This is a genomic window from Cedecea neteri (assembly GCF_000757825.1).
GTDB lineage: Bacteria > Pseudomonadota > Gammaproteobacteria > Enterobacterales > Enterobacteriaceae > Cedecea > Cedecea selenatireducens.
In genome coordinates, this window is record NZ_CP009451.1 from 547,373 (window position 1) to 563,917 (window position 16,545).

Genomic DNA, 16,545 nt, shown 5'->3' on the forward strand with positions numbered 1-16,545 from the left:
CGCTGCGGGCGGCTATGGAACGATGAAGAAACAAGATCCTGCTCAACCCAACGGTAATCGCCTGCTGTCACCCCAGCGTATGCAGTGGAGCACGCTGATTATTGCCACCGTGCTTTGCGGGGGACTGCTGACCTGGCTGAACATTCCTGCCGCCCTGCTGCTGGGGCCGATGATAGCCGGGATCGTTATCTCCCTTAACGGCGCCAGAATTCAGCCCAACGGCACGCTGTTTCTCATCGCCCAGGGCATCATCGGCTGCATGATTGCCAGCAAAATGCCCCACAGCCTCGCCGACACCTTTGGCGCTCACTGGCTGCTGTTTATCGTCTGCGTCTTTTCGGTGATTTTTATCTGTATGATGCTCGGCTGGATATTAACCCGCATGCGTATCCTGCCCGGCACCACCGCGTTCTGGGGATTAAGCCCCGGCGCCGCAACGGCCATGACGCTGATGGCCGAAGCCAACGGCGCGGACACACAGCTTGTCGCCGCCATGCAATATCTGCGCGTGATCATGGTGGCAAGCGTCGCTTCCGTGCTGATGAAAGTCTCAGGCGAGCACGTCCCTGCCACATCGGCGGCGATAGATCTTTTTGCACACGGCTCTTACGTTGCGATGGCAGAAACCTTCGGGCTTATCGCCTTCGCCTGTATTGCGGCCAGACTGCTACGCCTCCCCGCCGGGGCGCTACTGATAACCCTGGTGGCTGGCGTGGTGCTCTCACAAAATAACTGGATAGAGATAGCCCTGCCGCAGTGGGTGCTGGTCCTCGCGTACACCATTGTCGGCTGGCGTATTGGGCTGAAATTCACCCGCCCGCTGCTAAAACATGCCGCCCAGGTACTGCCCCGCATCGCGATCAGCATTGTGATTCTGATTGCCCTTTGCGGGGTGATGGCGGCGGTGCTGGTGAAAGTTACCGATATCGACCCGCTCACCGCTTATTTAGCCATGAGCCCCGGCGGCGCGGATTCCATAGCGATTATTGCCGCCTCCAGCAAGCACATTGACATCGCCTTTGTGATGTCGATGCAGATGACCCGCTTTATTATTCTGGTCGCCTTCGGGCCGATCATCGGCAATATCATGAGGCGGCAGGCGAAGAGGTAAAACTCAATTCCTGGCTGAACCCCGTTTCATCGCATCTTCAATATAGCTTTCGATATGAATGTTGTGCTCCTTGCTCACTCGCTGAATAAACTCTGGGAGGAAATCGGACGAAGCGTGAAGCGTATTCGCGACAGGGGCGTCAAAATCACGCAGAGTGAAACGAATATTTCCCCTCAATGTCGAATGCTGCAACAAACCGTGTGCAATCATCTCGAAGACAGCACGTCTGTCATCATCCCTATGCAGAGCATCCAGATCGGCAAGGTGAATCTCAAAGTCGAAAGAGTAGCCCATAAAACCTGACTCAACCGGTTGCGAGTAAATCAGTCGCTCACCTTCCTGGTTCGCATAAGGTTCCAACCCATCACCCAATAATCGAGCTGGCTGCACAACTTCTTCTATCTGATGTTGATTCTTTCTTATCAACGGAAGAGCGGCATGGGCTGCAGCTTTTAATGTTGTATTATCTTACTTCCCAAAAAGACGCTCAACCTGGCCATTCGTATGTCATCATACCTGATTGTATTATTTTTCCAACACCTACTATTTAATTAACAAACCTTACCAGGGTATGCACAAAATATAAAGATATCTGTTTGAAGGCTCATCGGAATTGGTCACAAGATACGCAAGTAAACATACTGTCGCGCCGCAAGACTACGCCTGGTTATGCATGGCATATAGCAATATCAGTTCCGTAACGACTCTATAGTGCAGGGGTCGGAAAATGACACATATAATGGCTGCCCGATATCCCTCACCTGAGGATAAGAACAGTAATAATTAATAAGAAACCCTTATCAACCTACGCTGCGGGTTGCTGGTAACGCGGCTAACATGTACAAATCCACATCGTTTTCCGGCATTGCCAAATAACAATTGAACACATACTTTCAACATATTTTCAAAAAACAATTTACCCACTAACTCATTCGTATTTATAAATGCACAATATTACACAACCGAGCACAATAAAACATAAGAAAAACTAGTGCAATTATTCAATGTATGCGCATAAACGCAGTAATATGGGCCTAAAACTTAAGAAACTCTGATTTAAATGTTGTATTTATCTCTTGCACAATGTAAAAAAAAACATAAACAAAAATGTATGATTACACATTGTAATCAAATAAGAATGTGCTAATTTAGTCATTACAAGGGAAGTTAAAAACGCTAAAAAAACATCTACACTGCCTTCTTTTATTTAAACTTCACACGGTGATCACCCATAAATTCGATACAAGCACCTATTAGAAATGGAGTTATTATGTCAAGCACAATACCTTATCAAGCCGTGTCTCGTTTAGGGAATAAGATTAAAAATCACAAAAACACTTTAAAACTTTCTGTAGGTTCAAATAAAAACATCAACTTCGAGCCCTTTGGAAAAAAATGCATTATTTACTTAGACGAAGGTAGCATTAGCTTACATCGTAAAAAAGACAGCGTATTACTTTTTAAGTTTGACTCGCCATTCATCGTCGGTCTTGACCAGTTGTTTTTTAGCACGGAATATTATTACATCACTCCAAATGATAATGTTTCACTGTATTTGTTATCACATGAGGACGCTATTGAGATATTTGATAAAGATAAGTCGTGGAAGGATATAGCACAATTAATGAGCTATTTCATGGGGCTTAATGAACATCGTAGCCACAATCTGGCAGAAAACAGAAGCGTTTATGACATAATTAAAATTCATCTGGAGATAATTTGGGCATTACCTGAGGCTGAGCGAGAAAAAACCTCAGTATTTGATTATATTCTCAAAAGACATAAGATATCCAGAAGCTCGATCGCTAAAATAATAAAAGAATTAAACAATGGAAATTATATCACAACAAAACGCGGCGTATTAATTAACTTCAATAAGCTACCATCAAAATTCTAAATCATCCATTTCCATAAAACGCAGAAACTCATGTTTCAATAAAGGTTTCGATAGAAAAAAGCCTTGAAACAAACATGGGTTTCTTTTAAGAAGTGAGTATTGAGCATCAGTTTCTATATTCTCAATCACTGCAATGGCATTAATACTGGCTATTAAAGACAAACACCCCGTTACAATGGATAGCGATCTTTCATTTGAGTCAATTTCATTTAGCAAATCACCAGATAACTTCACATAGTCAAAATGATATTTTGAAAGAGTATCAATGTTACTGTAGCCGGAACCAAAATCATCAAGGGACAATGCCAGTCCCATAACTTTCAATCGATTGAACAACTGCACCATTTGTTTATGATTGGGCAAAGGATAACGCTCGGTAAGCTCCAGGATAAAATTAATATTTTTCGGCATTCCCTGCACTAACGAAAAGATATCGTTAATAAAAAACTGACTTTGAAAGTGTAAACCAGACACATTCAAGCTAATGCTAATATCTTTCATTACTGACCATGACTTAACATCATCCCTGACCAAATGAAAAAGATGTAAAGTCAAAGGAATTATACAGCCAGATGATTCCGCCTGAGAAATAAATTCAAGCGGGTTTATTTCCACGCCTGCATTATTTCTCCAACGTAAAAAAACCTCTACGCAGTCAAACAACTGCGTCACATTATTATATATAGGCTGATACATAACATAAAACTCACCGTTATTAATAGCTGAGTAAATCTTTCTTTTTGATAAAAAACTCATTGCATAACCTCGACAAAACTTTTAACTAAATCTACATGCTGCTCGCTAGCGACTAAGTTAAAAAAATCCGCATATTTCTTATTTGCTGAACTTTATTATACATACCAACAACGTTGCTAACGTTTAGTTTCCTCATAATTTCAGAGCGACAATAATAAACACTCTTCATCGAAATATTAAGAATCGTTGATATAGAAGAAAAAGAATAATTTTCCATAATTAATGTTATTAACATTGTCTCTCGATGAGAAAAAAAATCCTTGTACATGCAGTTATGTATTAGCGAACCCCCCTCATCACTATTAGTAAAAGCCACTTTAAGATCATCATACAACTGTTCACAAGATCCTTTAGCGACAACATATATTGCACGACTACTCCCCCCTGGTATTTGGAACAATTTAAAATCATTTTTATGATCCATTAAAATAACGATCAAAGCATCATCATCGAATTTCTGTGCCTTACTTATTTGATAACAATTTTCAGGTTCGACTAGAATAACTACGGAATATCTCTCTGGTATAAGGTGTTCAAGATTATTTATAATAGTAGCTACACCTTTGGCTAAAAAAAAATTTGCGCCAACGAATATAATTTCCTTTAACATATCACTCTGTCCCTAAGATATATATTTTACCACCCGCCGCATCTACCTTCCCGCCATAGATGCTTATAGAAATGTTTTTATTAGGCACATCCTTATCCAACAAGACATTTCTCACCGCCATAATTCGCAAATAAGTTAATCGGTTTGAAACGGCAGAACTCGCCGATGAAACACCCCAAATGAGAACTTTTTGGTTATTGGCAAAACTTTGCGAAAACAAACTATTCAGTTCAGACTTCACTTCATCATCAATTACAACAGTATCTTTAGGGTATAAAATAGCAAGCAGTTTATCTCTTTCCTTTTTCACAATAACTTTATCTATTACATTTTCGTTCTGAACGACTGGATCGCTAGTGACATTTACAATCAGAGTTTTTCCAGATGATGCTGAAGGTTTATCATTTTTTTGGTTAGATAAAGCCAGGTTATTTACATCATTAATTGCTGCACCTAAGGATGCCTTGGCTGGATCACCGTCCGCCCCTGCCTCGGATGAGGATTCATTCTTTGCCTCTACGCTACGGTCTTTGTTAATCATAAGGTCAACTCGACTTTTGTAAGGTTCTTTATTCACCGCTGCATTTTCCAGCGAAGATTTGTTTTTATTATCCGCATTAATCACGCGTAGCCTCGAAGACTCCATACCTAATACAAAGATAGCGATAGCGAATATCGCTGAGAGGAAGAGTAAATTTAAGACTAAATTCATTAGCGCATCAACATACCCTGGCCAGAAATCTATTTCTTCCTGCTTACTCATGATGCCTCACAAAAAATTAAAAAATCACTCTATCGTGGGTTTATCATCCCTGATGAATTTAATCTTAACCGCATTTTGATTACTAACATCGGGAGACACGGGGATTAATTTGACAATGACTTTTTCCCGCTCGTAACCACTGTCAAGAAAATAATTACGTACTGCAAGTATGCGTATATAAGCAATACGCGATGCAGTTTCAACATCAACCGAAGCTGATGCAGAGATGGTGACGCGATACCCCACGAGGTGTTGTTCAACTATGGTAGTTGACATTTTTTTTGCTGCCTCACTCAGCTTGTAGATCCCATCGGAAAACTGATACGTGATATCTGAATCATCTTCACTTTTTCTTTCAGACAGCACTTTTCGATCGTTTTCAATAACTACGTGATTATTAATTGAACCTTCATTGCCCGGCATGTCTAGCAAAGGATTAGAACCCTTTTTTTGCAGGCCATTACTGCTCTCTTGCACTATGGAAAGTACGCGAACCGCTTCGCTACTCTTTAAATTCAACGCCGCATCACTGTTCCCTATATCTGCCACAGCAGTCGTTTTTTCTCCTTCGGATGCCGCCAGCTCTTTTTTATCATTTTGAACCGCACCTCCTACCGGAGAGGTTAATTTTATGTCACCGTCGATGTTTGGCTTAAACCCCTGGACTATTTTCTCATGAATGCTTGCACCAATTTGAAAAATCCCCAGACCAAGTACGGCGATAAGAAGCAACAAACTAATCCCCAGGCCGGCGACAGCTGCAACATAACCGGGCCAAACATTTGGCCCCCCACCAGATGTTTTCATATGATGTCTTTAAACAATAATCGTACCGTTGCTAATTAATGTATGGATATCCGTGGGCAGCGTATTAACATTTGTTAAAAATATAGTTTGGCTATTCGTGCCCGGACCATTGCCATCTACGTCAATAATAATCGCTGTCCCTGTTTTTCCACTATCCCAACCCAGTGTGCCAGCCTGAGTTGTGTTATTACGAATACTGACGATCCATTGGCTGATGTCACTAGTGTCTTTGTTATATCCTTCCAGTAATTGTGAAATATCTATGCGGTCACCGTTAGTACCATCCCAAACCTGGAAGTCACGGATCACATCAACAGAACTCCCCGTAGCATCGCCACGTTTCCAAACGAATAAATCATTATCGTTTACGTTAGTAAGATTTTGACCATTAAACCAGCCAGTGCCGCCGCGACCATACATAATATCGTTGCCCCGGCCTCCGGTAATAATATCGTTACCCCCGCCACCCATGATGTAATCATTACCTGCGCCACCATTTATAATATCATTACCCCGCCCCATATCCTGGGTAAACATGAGTCCGGTGCCACTGAGAAACTGGCTTCGTGCATCCGCAACGGTGGAGCTTACAACGCCGCTGTTGTTAAAAGTTGAGGAACCATTCGCACCGACGTCCGTTTCAGCGACATAGTCATTTATACTGCTATTTTGGACCCCCCAGCCGCCGCCATTACCTCCTCCGGGATTTCGAGTTGGGCCTAAGGTTGTTCCGCTACTACCAACGGTATTCCCCCCCCCGGCCGCTGCGCCAAGCCCACCCGCGAAACCGCCGCTGCCACCATACACGCCGCCGCCGCCGCCGCCGCCATATCCGCCAATACCATTCGAACCACTCCAACCGGAGAAACCATCACCGAATATAATATCGTCTCCCTCTCCGGCATCTATGTAATCATCTCCACCTCCGGCAAGGCCACCTCGGGAGTTCCCACTCGGATCACCGGCATAAGGGTGTCTCCCGCCGCCTCCGCCAGAACCATCGCCAAATATCAGATCGCCTTGTGCGGTACCGACAATATTATCGTTACTGCCGCCGCCATTTCCTCCAGCATAGGAACTGCCGCTTGTCCATTTTGAACTGCTCCCGCCATTACCAGACCCGTCGGCCCAAATAATCATTGCGTTATCACTGGACTTAAACGACAGAGAATCATTGATTTTGAATTCGGACTCGCTCCTTACTGAAGGCTGCGTAATGCTGTAATCCACGCGCGCGAAGCTCCCCTGCTGGTTAGCATCAGTCTGCGTATAAGCAATAGTCACTCTGCCCAGCATAATATCTTCAAGTGTTACGCTGTTCGCCAGTACACCTTCTTTATAAACTAAGGTATTCGTTAAATTATAGAATGTTATTGTAATATTTTTAGGGAAATCGCTGGCCAGTCCAAAGTGGCCTGCTGTTAACGTTTCCGTAGCCCGCGAAGAGTTTATTAAAATATTATTATCCATCGCATCAATGCTGCTTCCGCTGGATAATAACAGCGCGACTTTATCAATAAACACTGGGGGATTAACATCAGCAATAATCACTAAGGGTTGCGTTGACCCCTGCTGGTTTCCAGCAACATCGGTAACGATCACTTGTAACCTGTTGGTGTCATTGGCACGAAGATTAACAGAGATATCCTGTTTATCTCCGGTCATTGTAAAGTTAGCCAACTCCTCCCCGGCATCGAATTTATTATTATTATTTAAATCATTAAAAACAATCGCCTGGCTTCCTTTTTCGCCACTTACCGTCACCGTGACCTTAGTATTATAAGTAATATTATCATTATTAATGCCGCTATCACTCCCAGGTGTTAATGTTACCTGAGAATCAGGCACGGTATTATCAATCGTAATATCCGCCAGCTTTGTCGAAGCACTTTGATTACCTGTAATATCTTCTTGTAAGACTTTCAGATTGTTATATTCACCTTGTGCAAGATATGCAACATCCACAACGCCTTGCGCACTCCCTTTTAGGGTTGTTTGTCCAATCAACTCACCTTCATCTAACTTGTTATTATTGTTGCTGTCATTATATATTTTAACTGTTGCTCCTAGCTCTCCTTTCACGTTAAAGGAGAGGTTATTTTTTGCCGTGATAAAATCATCATTTTTCACACCAGAATCTGATTTCTTATCAAGTAGTGCTTCAGCCACGTCGGGCGCAATGGTATCTAACAAAAAATTTACCGCAGGCAAAACCTGTCCGGATGAAGTAGACCCCGTAACCACAATATTGCCTTGTCCCAATTGAGCAAGCTCTTCTGCCGTCAAAGTAATAGCAACGGGAAGCTCCGCGCCTGCCCCTGTTACCTGACGAGTTACAGTCCCATTGGTACCGGCAAATGAAAGTGATACGACGGTCCCTGAAGCTGCAACGACACTGACAACCCCGTCTGTCGACTGAGCCTCAATTGCATTCACACCGTCTATGCTTGCTTTGGTCAAATCCAATTTTGTCGGCACAGGCGTTGATGTTGGAGGAAGAGTAGTTGTTGTTGTTGCACCGCCGCTTTCGCCCCCTCCACCTCCGCCACCCAAGAAAACTCCCGCTACAGCCCCTACCGCTCCGATGATAGTTGCTGTTGGAGCCCATTTAAGTATCGTCGCAAAAATACCATCTGGTGCCACTGCCGTGGACGTGGCATTCTCACTCACAGCGCTTGCAGATCCCGCAGTCTTATTGTCCGAAGCACCACTGTCACTGACCAGTACATCCTCATTAGATTGATCCGCACTCGCAACAGCCACATCACTTAATTCACTAACTTCCATTTTACCGGCCATGCGTAACAGCGCTGCGCCTTCGATCTCTTTGTCAGTAAATTGAATTTTAAATTGGCTATCAATCATTGACCTTAGCGCACCATCCTTGATTACTGCACGTTTCCCAGACCTTAAGGTAATAACAAGGTCGGTATCTGCTACTTTTATTTCTTTAACATCACTTAGGGCAATATTATTTAATGTAATTTTCGTATCTGCGGTGGCCATATTGTTTAATCTCTATCTACTGACATTGAAACAATTGTACGTAATTTAGCTGATACACCCTCAAAGGAGTAACGGCAGGCATTTAGCCCGTCGAGAATCATCGAAACTTCATTCCCAACAGAAAATACCTTCCCCTCTGATGCATCTAATGCTTCGGCTAACAAGGTATTGAACAACGCCATTTTTTCGCTTGAGGTGTTAATAGCTTTTAATATGTCATTATTTGAAAGTAACAATTTTGTATTTTGCCCTTGCTGCTCAGAACGCAAACTAGTGAGTTGCTCATTTATTTGCTGCCATGAATCAATCCAGTGGGAGCCAGAACTCAATACAGTTGTGAATTTTTTATCGATGAGGTTACGCTCATTGAGCGCCTTTGCGGTCGCAGTCATTGCCTCTGTGACTGCACTAAGCTGCTGGGTAACATTAAAGAATTTTGATAGTAAATCATCCTTGATCATTACCAACTGAACCATCTCTGAATCGCTCACCTGCGTTTTTTCATTTACCACCTGCAGAGCAGCATAATTCATGGATAACTTATCGAAGGTATCGAATGCCGTATCGTGAACCCGCCCCAGTAATGTGGTGGCAGTTTTCCCCACGGAGAGTACAACAGCGCCGAGTATCAAAGATCCCAACAAGCCATAAAGTGAAGCAACGAATGCAGTACCCATGCTCTTCATCGGAGCCTGAAGTTGCACAAGCATGGCACTAAACATTGCCGTTGGGTCACTATTATCCCCCCCGCCGGTTAACGCGGCGAAAAGTTTGCCCAAATCCTCAAGTGCGCCAAGCAGGCCGATAAACGTTCCCACCAGCCCAATGCCAACCAATGCTCCTGCAATAAAGCCCGGGAAAGAAAGTCTCTCGCCGATCTCTTTTTCAGCATGCTCGACCTGACGCTGCAATTCATTTCGGTGATGATTTAAAGGATTTTCGACATAGCTGACTAATAAACCAAAGGCCTCTTTATAGGGCATCGCATGTGATAAACCATTGACCAGGGTGGCATATTGAGAACTATCGCTTCTACGCCATTTTCTGGCAAAAGAATCGTAGAAAAATAATTTTATTAATGTCCACCCAGCCAAAACAATACCCATGATTAAAAAAGCAAAAATAGTATATACCAATGCCGGATGCGGCGTGGATTTTATAGATGAAACGATGTCATCAAGAAAAAGGAAAACACCGCCAGCAACCAACAAAATCACTGACCAGAAGGCCTTTATAAAATAAATAAAATATCTAACCCCAACACTAGCACATGCATAAAAAGCATCGAATCTCTTGAAAGAGAAGGTTTTCATCTTCTTAGCCCCAGCGAATACAAAGTAAAATAAAATGACAGGCACACTAACAACGCCGGCAGCCATAATTAGGCAAGCTCATCAGACACTGATATATGTGATACTTAACAACACCCGCAATCACGATTATAACTTTGCAAGCAAGAAAATTCCTAGTCAGCTCGGGATGGATGAGTAATATTACACAAAACCCAATTACGCCCACGCAAAAAAAACACACCTCAGGAAGAGCATAACACCATGTTAAGAAAGGTTTTTTAATTTAAATAAACACTGCATTAGTACACATAACTTAAGACAAAAAGGCCGATCGCCAGAATGATCACTGATTCATTAATTGTTTAACATTTGTTTTGAGTTAGAATGAATAAATAATACTTTGGATTTATGCAACATCTACAACTCCAAACATTTACCAACTTCTCTCTAATCATATAGAAGTGTATTTTTCTATGAAGAAAACATATTCAGCCCGCCATAAAGAATCAATTGAAAAACCCACTAAGAATAGCCAGGAACAGATCATATCAGGTCCGGGGGCAGGACAAACCACCGTTACCCCTGGCTCTCATCTGATAACCCGTGAAGCAAAAAAAAACGTTGAGAATAAAGATGATCACGAGGGCTATAAAAAACTTGGATGGTGGGCTCTGGGTATTGGCGCGCTGGGTGGCGTTACGGCAGCGATATTGGGTGGTCATAGTTCAGGAGATGAACCACGCCCTGACTTGCCAGCCAGGCCAACGCCGCCTGAAGGTGTGATGGCGATACCCAGCGCAGAAATAACCGCGATCAATGATAATGTTGGCCCCATTATCGGGAATATTACAAGAGGTGGGATTTCAGATGATGCAAATCCTATATTAACAGGCAAAACCACAGCCCCCCTCACCGCCAGACAAACCATAAACATATTCGACAACGGTAATTTCCTCGGCAATGCCACTTTCGATGCTGCCACCCTGACCTGGCGTTATGCTGATACCAGATCGTTGAAGAATGGTGTTAATCCGTCCTATACCGCTCAGGTTATCGATAGTGATGGCAGAGCGTCGCAGGTGAGTGAGTCTTATGAGATTCATATTGTCATTCTCCCCACCACGACCGCCAACATTAACAGTGTGGTGACTCATACTGGCACCGTCATGGAGAATGGCGGAGCAACGAATGAGACAAGTTTACAGCTCTCTGGCTCGCTAAGCGCCCCACTGAAAGACGGTGAAACTGTTCGCATCTATGACGGCAAAACCTTCCTGGGAACGGCTATCGTGGACAACATCGGGCAGACCTGGCGTTATACCGATGCCCGTACACTGAGCGACGGCGACAAACCATCTTACAACGCCCAGGTTGCCGATTCTGATGGGAATTTTAATTCATCCGGTGCGTCATGGAGTGTGTCTATAGATACATCCCCGCCTACGACAACGGCAACCGTGACCGGAGTTGAAGATGACGTTGGGATTATTACCGGCAATGTTACGAGCGGCAATACAACCGATGACTCGCATTTATTTATCTCCGGGACGCTTAACGGCCCCCTTGTGGCGGGTGATACCATCCGCGTATATGACGGCACGACGTTTCTTGGTATGGCCAGCGTTGACAGGGTAAATCAAACCTGGACATATACTGACTCCCGTACCTTGGTTAACGGTGCCATCCCCTCCTATACCGCGCGAGTCACCGATGCCGCAGGAAATCAGTCCGCTGCAGGTGTGCCCTATAGCGTAACCATTGATACTTCTGTCCCAACTACCTCAGCAATAGTCACCGGCGTAGCTGACGACGCTGGGGTCATCACGGGTAATGTTGCTAGCGGGGGAACAACTGACGACACCAGTTTGGTTATTTCAGGTACGCTTAGCGCCGCAGCAGCAAACGGAGAGACCATTCGCATTTATGATGGCGCCACCTTCCTGGGCATTGCTACCGTTGATTTAAGCCACAATACCTGGCGTTATGCAGACACGCGAAGCCTGAAAAACGGCGCAGCGCCTTCTTATACAGCAAGAGTTGCTGATGCAGCGGGAAATATGTCTGACGCAGGTACGCCCTATAGCGTCACCATAGATACGACTGTCCCTGCCACGACAGCTACTGTTACCGGAGTAACGGATAACGTGGGTGCTGTCACCGGCAACGTGGCAAACGGCGGTACTACCGATGACACCAATCTGGTTATTTCAGGCACGCTTAGCAAAGTCCCCGCCTTACAGGAAACTGTGCGTATATATGACGGTACGACATACCTCGGCAATGCCACGATTAATGTCAGCACTAGCACATGGAGTTACACCGATACACGAACTCTGACGAATGGCACGTCTCCCTCCTATACCGCACGGGTTGCAAACAGTATTGGCGCTCAGTCAGATGCAGGTGATGCTTACAGCGTCACGATTGAAACCAATATAGCCGAAGTCACTGCGGTAACTGACAATGTAGGTATTGTCACAGGCGAGGTCGCTGCTGGCGGCACAACTGATGACCAGAGCCTCGAAATAAGCGGCACGCTGCACAAGGCACTGGAGACCGGAGAAAGCGTGCGTGTTTATGATGGCTCTACCTTCCTGGGTACCGCTACCGTTGATAACGTAAATAAAACCTGGCATTACACCGACACCAGAATCCTGGATGATGGTGCAACACCTTCTTTTACGGCACAAGTTTCTGATGCTGCTGGTAATCTCTCTACGGCTGGAACAGCATGGAACGTGACCATTGTGACCTCCGTGCCGGAGACGACAGCTAGCGTCACTGGCGTTGCCGATGATACGGGAATTATCACCGGCAACGTTGAAAATGGCACAACGACTGATGACACCAGACTGGTCATCACCGGGACGTTTAACGCAACCCCAGCAACTGGCGAAACGGTCCGAATCTATGACGGCACGGTATTTCTTGGCGTGGCTACAATTAACCCCAGCGCCAACAACTGGAGTTATACCGACACTCGTACCCTACTCAACGGTGCAATCACTTCTTATACCGCACGGGTTGCAGATACAGCCGGCAATATGTCAGCGTCAGGCACGGCTTATAGTGTGACTATTGATACCACTGCCCCGACAACCACGGCTAGTGTTACCGGAGTAGCCGACAATGTTGGTATAGTTACGGGGAATGTTGCTAACGGAGGGACAACTGACGACACCCAGTTGGTCATTTCCGGTACTCTCAGCACATCTCTGGCTAACGGTGAAGTCGTGCGTATCTATGACGGCGTTACTTTCCTCGGAATTGCTTCCGTTAATAATGCTACAAACAGTTGGAGCTATACGGAAACACGCACTCTGGCAAATGGTGCAACCCCTTTTTATACCGCACAGGTGGCAGACGCAGCAGGTAATCTTTCAACAGCGGGTTCTGCCTACCATGTGAATGTGGTAACCACAGGTCCGACAACTGTCGCAGCGGTGACCGGAGTAACGGATAGCGTGGGGCCCGTTACCGGCAACGTCCCCAATGGAGGCACAACTGACGACACAAGTCTGGTAATTTCGGGCACATTGAGTGCAACACTTGCTACAGGTGAAAGTGTGCGTATCTATGACGGTTTGGTTTTCCTCGGCACCGCCACCATCAATACAGCCGGTGGAACCTGGAGCTACACCGATACCAGAACGCTCTCGAGCGGAGATAAACCCTCCTATACCGCCCGCGTAACTGACTCATTAGGTACACAATCCGCCGCCGGAACCGCTTATACCGTGACGGTATATACAGGAACTACACCTATCACGCCCTCAACGCCTACGCTTGATCTCAGTGCGTCCTCCGATAGCGGTACATCCGATACGGATAATGTGACTAACGTTACAACAATGACCTTTAATCTCACAGGAACCGATGGTTCTGCCGTTCGCGTATTCAATGATGTTAATAACAATGGTGTGGTAGATGCAGGGGAATTACTGGGGAGCGGAACCCTCGGTGCTAATGGTACAACCAGTATTACAACCACGGTTATGGCCAGCGGGACTTACAATAATATTAAGGCAATCGCGAATAATACCGCCGGAAATAGCTCCTCCGCATCTGCGGCACATAGCCCAATAATTCTTGATACCAGCTCGGTCATTACGGCAAAATTAAATAGCGGCGCTAACGACGATGGTATTATCAGTACAGCACCCCAACTAACAGGTACTGGTGAAGTATCATCCACCATTATCTTTTTTAACGACACAAACAATAATGGTGTCGTTGATACTGGCGAGCAACTAGCGACATTTACCACCAACGCCGCCACGGCAACATTGGATCAATGGGTAAATATTCCTGCTGGCAACTATACCAATTTAAAAATTCAGCAGGTCGACCTCGCGGGTAACCGCGCTGTGATATCACTTGGCAGCCAGCTTGTGGATGCTTCTGGCCCTCTTGCCAGCCTGCAGACACAAACAGCCCTTCAACTCAATCGCTCTACTAGCAGTTCCGATCAACCATCAGATGGATTTTTAGTCAATGGCTCATCCAATGGAGAAATACTGACATTGGCTCATTTTGGCTTACAGCCGGATGCTCGCCCCGATAAGATATTCATCACCTTTGACATCCTCACTAATGCCACTGTTTATCTGAACGGTAACGTCACAACCCGAATCACTATGCAAGATATCGTGTCCGGTAAAGTGCGCATTACCTATAACCAAACCCCCTCATCGCTTATTGAAAATGGTACTGCAGCTGAAGTTTCTTATACCATTTCTGAACCTGATGCATGGGGCCGTCAATATGATATTCATGGCAATCTCCAATTTAATATAGGAAATTCACAGGCTGTTATTTGGGGAGATGAATCAGGAAAAGGAGGAAAAGGTGCAATAAGTGTCTCATCGGGAACCGGTGAAGCCGGTAGCGCCGGCATTGGCCTCGCCGATACTTTAATTGGTACCACAGAGAACGATCTTATTTTCGGCGATGGTTCTGGCGGTGGGGGTGGCGGTGGAGCGTCAGGAACACGCACCGGTGCACCTGGCGCAGGCGGCGGTGGCGATGACCGAATCTTTGGCGGGGCTGGGAACGATATTATTTTTGGTGATGGATTCTCTGGTTCTAACGTCAATAACACCATGAACGGCTCAGCAGGTGGATATGGTGGCGGTGGTGGCGGCGGCGGTGGTTTTTATGTTGGAGGGTCAACAGGTGCCGTGGGTGGAGTCGGCGCCGGTAATGGAGGCAATGGTGGCACAAATACAACCAGCATTTCTTCAGGCAGCACTCTGGGTGCAGCCGTTAGCAGTTCAGCCGGATATGGACCTGATGGTAGCAACAGAACCTCCGGCGGTGGCGGTGCAGCCGTTGACGCAGATTCAGATAATATGACGAATAAAGGCGCGGCTATCATTGAATCTGATGGAAAAAATATTGCTGGCGCCACAGACAATACCGGAACTACTGCAGATGCGTACAACACTACCCTGAATGCTCTAAGAGATGGACCCGGCGGCAGTAACACAGAAAACCGGATGTTTGAGCAAGTAATGGGTGGTGGCAATGATTATATCGACGCAGGGGACGGCAATGACTGGATAATGGGCGGTTATGGTAATGACACTATTATTGGTGGCCGCGGCAATGACACTATGTGGGGTCGGGGCGGAGGTATCGGAGGCACAGCCACGGATAACGATTTATTTGTCTGGCGTGCGGGAGATGCCACTGGCAACGCCACCGATATCATCAAGGATTTTGAGGCGTGGAATGGCACAAGCGGCGACAAACTAGATATCGGCGACTTACTGGTTGGCTTAAAAGGAAGTAGCGGATCTAACATAGCCGATTGGGTAACCATAACCACCGGGGGTGGTAATACCAACATTACGATTGATATCGATGGAAAAGGTACAGGCACTACAATGCAAAATATTATTTTGCAAGGTACAGTACTGAATACTACAGATGTTACGACCCTGATAAACAGCCATGTAATCATCATTTAAAACGCAGACCGATCGATTTAGTTTAATGAAGTGGCCGATTATAAAAACCTGATAAAATCGGCCTCTCCTTACACGTGCTAAAGTATTATCAAGCGATACTTCACCCTTCATCACACTCCAACTACACAAGCAAAAATACACATATGTAAAGTTACACAATAAAATAAACACAAAAAACCAATCCAAATCAAGTTAAAAACATAATTCATTGTTTTTATTGATTTTTAACAAACTGACAAACACATAGCGGCGGATAAAAATTAAAATATAAAAATAACGCATCAATACTCTAATCTATTGTACATACAGTGATTCTGGTTAAAATAAAAAA

At 45.1% G+C, this 16,545-nt stretch carries 10 protein-coding genes; 3 read left to right on the top strand and 7 right to left on the bottom strand.

Going from position 1 to position 16,545, the window contains the following annotated elements:
• Positions 1-22 precede the first annotated feature (22 nt).
• On the top strand, positions 23-1,111 hold the full coding sequence (locus JT31_RS02430; protein WP_038472976.1) for an AbrB family transcriptional regulator: 1,089 nt from the start codon (positions 23-25) through the stop codon (positions 1,109-1,111).
• A 3-nt stretch (positions 1,112-1,114) separates the two neighbouring features.
• Here JT31_RS02430 and JT31_RS02435 read toward each other — a convergent pair whose 3' ends face one another.
• Complete coding sequence (locus JT31_RS02435) at positions 1,115-1,501, bottom strand: hypothetical protein (RefSeq protein ID WP_038472978.1); 387 nt, start codon at positions 1,499-1,501, stop codon at positions 1,115-1,117.
• Between the two features lie 880 nt (positions 1,502-2,381).
• Here JT31_RS02435 and JT31_RS22735 point away from each other — a divergent pair.
• Positions 2,382-3,008 carry a helix-turn-helix domain-containing protein gene (locus tag JT31_RS22735; protein ID WP_052048950.1) on the top strand — a complete coding sequence of 209 codons (627 nt, stop codon included), beginning with the start codon at positions 2,382-2,384 and terminating at the stop codon, positions 3,006-3,008.
• On the opposite strand, the gene JT31_RS02445 is transcribed toward JT31_RS22735, so the two are convergent.
• Genes JT31_RS02445 through JT31_RS02470 form a run of 6 tightly spaced genes read right to left on the bottom strand, consistent with a single transcriptional unit; the run spans position 2,997 to position 10,329 of the window.
• Positions 2,997-3,764 (bottom strand): EAL domain-containing protein, encoded by a 768-nt coding sequence (locus tag JT31_RS02445; protein WP_038472981.1) that lies wholly within the window; start codon positions 3,762-3,764, stop codon positions 2,997-2,999. The two genes, JT31_RS22735 and JT31_RS02445, sit on opposite strands and share 12 nt — an antisense overlap.
• Before the next feature lie 52 nt (positions 3,765-3,816).
• The gene (locus tag JT31_RS02450) at positions 3,817-4,374 is read right to left on the bottom strand and encodes a helix-turn-helix transcriptional regulator (RefSeq protein WP_038472984.1); all 558 of its coding nucleotides are present in this window, start codon (positions 4,372-4,374) and stop codon (positions 3,817-3,819) included.
• A gap of 1 nt (position 4,375) precedes the next feature.
• The gene (locus tag JT31_RS02455) at positions 4,376-5,137 is read right to left on the bottom strand and encodes a hypothetical protein (RefSeq protein ID WP_038472986.1); all 762 of its coding nucleotides are present in this window, start codon (positions 5,135-5,137) and stop codon (positions 4,376-4,378) included.
• A 24-nt stretch (positions 5,138-5,161) separates the two neighbouring features.
• Positions 5,162-5,944 carry a hypothetical protein gene (locus JT31_RS02460; RefSeq protein ID WP_038472989.1) on the bottom strand — a complete coding sequence of 261 codons (783 nt, stop codon included), beginning with the start codon at positions 5,942-5,944 and terminating at the stop codon, positions 5,162-5,164.
• A 9-nt stretch (positions 5,945-5,953) separates the two neighbouring features.
• Positions 5,954-8,950: a calcium-binding protein gene (locus tag JT31_RS24180; RefSeq protein WP_038472991.1), complete on the bottom strand. Its 2,997-nt coding sequence runs from the start codon at positions 8,948-8,950 to the stop codon at positions 5,954-5,956.
• Positions 8,951-8,955: 5 nt separating this feature from the next.
• Positions 8,956-10,329, bottom strand: a complete 1,374-nt coding sequence (locus JT31_RS02470) for a MotA/TolQ/ExbB proton channel family protein (protein ID WP_038472992.1) — start codon at positions 10,327-10,329, stop codon at positions 8,956-8,958.
• 374 nt (positions 10,330-10,703) lie between these two features.
• Between JT31_RS02470 and JT31_RS22740 the strand changes: the two genes are divergently transcribed.
• The gene (locus JT31_RS22740) at positions 10,704-16,214 is read left to right on the top strand and encodes a beta strand repeat-containing protein (RefSeq protein WP_144244018.1); all 5,511 of its coding nucleotides are present in this window, start codon (positions 10,704-10,706) and stop codon (positions 16,212-16,214) included.
• Positions 16,215-16,545: the final 331 nt, after the last annotated feature.

Coding starts and splice junctions, on each gene's coding strand:
- JT31_RS02430 (WP_038472976.1), top strand. CDS start 23: ATGAAGAAACAAGATCCTGCTCAACCCAACGGTAATCGCCTGCTGTCA.
- JT31_RS02470 (WP_038472992.1), bottom strand. CDS start 10,329: ATGGCTGCCGGCGTTGTTAGTGTGCCTGTCATTTTATTTTACTTTGTA.
- JT31_RS24180 (WP_038472991.1), bottom strand. CDS start 8,950: ATGGCCACCGCAGATACGAAAATTACATTAAATAATATTGCCCTAAGT.
- JT31_RS02445 (WP_038472981.1), bottom strand. CDS start 3,764: ATGAGTTTTTTATCAAAAAGAAAGATTTACTCAGCTATTAATAACGGT.
- JT31_RS22735 (WP_052048950.1), top strand. CDS start 2,382: ATGTCAAGCACAATACCTTATCAAGCCGTGTCTCGTTTAGGGAATAAG.
- JT31_RS02460 (WP_038472989.1), bottom strand. CDS start 5,944: ATGAAAACATCTGGTGGGGGGCCAAATGTTTGGCCCGGTTATGTTGCA.
- JT31_RS02455 (WP_038472986.1), bottom strand. CDS start 5,137: ATGAGTAAGCAGGAAGAAATAGATTTCTGGCCAGGGTATGTTGATGCG.
- JT31_RS02450 (WP_038472984.1), bottom strand. CDS start 4,374: ATGTTAAAGGAAATTATATTCGTTGGCGCAAATTTTTTTTTAGCCAAA.